This window comes from Lelliottia sp. GFLA7 (assembly GCF_056490165.1).
Genome location: NZ_JBWLAQ010000136.1, coordinates 1 through 280, shown reverse-complemented (window position 1 = coordinate 280; position 280 = coordinate 1). Strand labels below are relative to the sequence as shown.

Below are 280 nucleotides of genomic sequence, written 5' to 3'. Positions count from 1 at the left end.
GACTCGAACTCGCGACCCCGACCTTGGCAAGGTCGTGCTCTACCAACTGAGCTATTCCCGCTTAATCTTTGTCTTTCAAGCCGCCACTGCGTTGACCGCCTTGCTGCAACTTGAAATCCTGCGATTGATGGTACGTATCTTGCGATACTTTCAAATTTGGAGCGGGAAACGAGACTCGAACTCGCGACCCCGACCTTGGCAAGGTCGTGCTCTACCAACTGAGCTATTCCCGCTTAATCTTTGTCTTTCAAGCCGCCACTGCGTTGACCGCCTTGCTGCA

At 53.2% G+C, this 280-nt stretch carries 1 tRNA gene; it reads right to left on the bottom strand.

Features of this window, described 5'->3' with window-relative positions:
- Positions 1 to 157: 157 nt before the first annotated feature.
- A tRNA-Gly gene (locus AC07RN_RS21535) sits at positions 158 to 233 on the bottom strand.
- Between the last annotated feature and the right edge of the window lie 47 nt (positions 234 to 280).